Source organism: Micromonospora sp. ATCC 39149 (assembly GCF_000158815.1).
In the GTDB taxonomy this organism is placed as follows: Bacteria; Actinomycetota; Actinomycetes; order Mycobacteriales; family Micromonosporaceae; genus Micromonospora.
This window is the reverse complement of the sequence record NZ_GG657738.1, coordinates 4,922,200-4,924,157: the sequence shown is the minus strand read 5'-3', so window position 1 is coordinate 4,924,157 and position 1,958 is coordinate 4,922,200. Positions and strand designations below refer to the sequence as shown.

The 1,958-nt window shown below is 75.4% G+C and carries 1 protein-coding gene and 2 pseudogenes; 1 reads left to right on the top strand and 2 read right to left on the bottom strand.

All coding sequences use genetic code 11. The features are described from left to right. A pseudogene (locus tag MCAG_RS21545) lies at nt 1-292 on the bottom strand (tRNA 2-thiouridine(34) synthase MnmA); the annotation flags it as partial. An 87-nt stretch (nt 293-379) separates the two neighbouring features. Beyond that, a complete protein-coding gene (locus tag MCAG_RS21540) occupies nt 380-1,555 on the bottom strand; it encodes a cysteine desulfurase family protein (RefSeq protein WP_007075094.1) in 1,176 nt (391 codons plus the stop codon). Nucleotides 1,556-1,622: 67 nt separating this feature from the next. On the opposite strand from MCAG_RS21540, the pseudogene MCAG_RS21535 reads away from it, so the two are divergent. Next, nucleotides 1,623-1,890, top strand: a pseudogene (locus tag MCAG_RS21535) (anti-sigma factor); the annotation flags it as partial. Nucleotides 1,891-1,958 lie beyond the last annotated feature (68 nt).

The following is a 1,958-nucleotide window of genomic DNA, read 5'->3' as shown; positions in this document are numbered from 1 at the left end:
GGGGTTCGGGGTACGGCCCGGCCCGCGTACTCGGCGACGAAGTCGTCACGACGTCGGCGTGGAACCGGTCGGCCATGTCCCACACGTAGAACGGGATGCCGAGCACGTCGGCGGCCCGCCGGGCGTCCCGGGCGTCCTCCAGCGTGCAGCACCCGCGTGCCCCGGTGCGATACGTCTGCGGGTTGCGGGCCAACGCCAGGTGCACGCCGGTGACGTCGTGTCCAGCCTCCACCGCCCGCGCCGCCGCCACAGCGGAGTCCACCCCGCCGGACATGGCCGCCAACACCCTCACCGTGTCACGCTCCCTTCCCCCCCGAGCGTACCGGCCCCGCCCGACGGTCGGCCCGGGGCGGCGGGGCCCGGTCAGTGGGACGCGCAGTCAGCGGGGGGCGCGCAGGGCGGCGGCGCGGCGGGCCCGCTCCACCGCCGCCGGCAGGGCCGCCACGAGCGCGTCGACGTCGGCCTGACCGCTGGTGTGGCCGAGGGTGAAGCGCAGCGAGGAGCGGGCCCGGTCGTCGTCGGCACCCATCGCGATCAGCACGTGGGAGGGCTGGGCCACCCCGGCCGAGCAGGCCGAGCCCGTGGAGCAGGCGATGCCCTGGGCGTCGAGCAACAGCAGCAGCGCGTCGCCCTCGCAGCCGGGGAAGGAGAAGTGCGCGTTACCGGGCAGCCGATCGACGGGGTCGCCGTTGAAGACCACCTCGGGTACGGCGTGCCGGACCCGCCGCACGAGGTCGTCGCGGAGGGCGGCGACCCGGGCCGCGTACTCCTGCTGGCCCTTCACCGCCGTCTCGACGGCGACCGCGAAGGCGACGATGCCGGCGGTGTCCAGGGTGCCGGAGCGCACGTCGCGCTCCTGGCCGCCGCCGTGCAGCAGCGGGGTGGCCGCGACGTCCCGGGCGAGCAGCAGCGCGCCCACTCCCGCCGGGCCGCCGAGCTTGTGCCCGGTGACCGTCAGCGCGGAGACCCCGCTGGCGGCGAAGTCGACCGGCACCTGGCCGACCGCCTGGATCGCGTCGGTGTGGAACGGCACCCCGTGCTCGGCGGCGACGGCGGCCAGCCCGGCCACGGGCTGAAGGGTGCCCACCTCGTTGTTGGCCCACATCGCGGTGACCACGGCGACGGCGTCGCCGTGGTCGGCCAGCTCGGCGCGCAGCGCCTCCGGGTCGAGCCGGCCCGCGTCGTCCACCGGCAGCCAGCCCACCTCGGCGCCCTCGTGGCCGGCCAGCCAGTCCACCGCGTCGAGGACGGCGTGGTGCTCGACGGCGCTGGAGACCACCCGGCGCTGGGCCGGGGACGCGGCCCGGCGGGCCCAGAAGATGCCCTTGACCGCCAGGTTGTCGCTCTCCGTCCCCCCACCGGTGAAGATCACTTCGGAGGGGCGGGCGCCCAGCGCGGCGGCCACCCGCTCGCGGGACTCCTCCACCCGGCGGCGGGCACGCCGGCCCGCCGCGTGCAGTGACGACGCGTTGCCGACCTCGCGAGCGGCGGCCACGTACGCCTCCAGTGCCTCGTCGAGCATCGGAGTCGTCGCCGCATGATCCAGGTATGCCATCGCCGTTCAGCCTACTGACCGGCTTCGCGCCGGCTGGACGCCGGAGGGCACCCGACGCCGACGGGGAGCCCGGGTGTTCACCGACGGCCAACTGCACCGGCACGTGGCGAATCTCCCGGCGGTCCCGGGGTACTACGAGGTCTGGCTCATCGACCCGACGACCATGCGGATGTTCTCCGTCGGCGTGCTCAACCGCGGCACGGGGGACGCGCTGCTAGCGTTGCCGCCGAACGTCGACCTCAGGACCTGCTCGGTGGTGGACGTCTGCCGAGCAGTACGACAACAAGCCCGCCCACTCCGGCGACAGCCTGCCGAGGGGCATCCTGACGGGCTGATCGGCGGGCCGGCTCAGCTCCCCGGCCCGCCGACCAGCTCCCCGTGAAGGGAAAAGCGACGAGGGGGG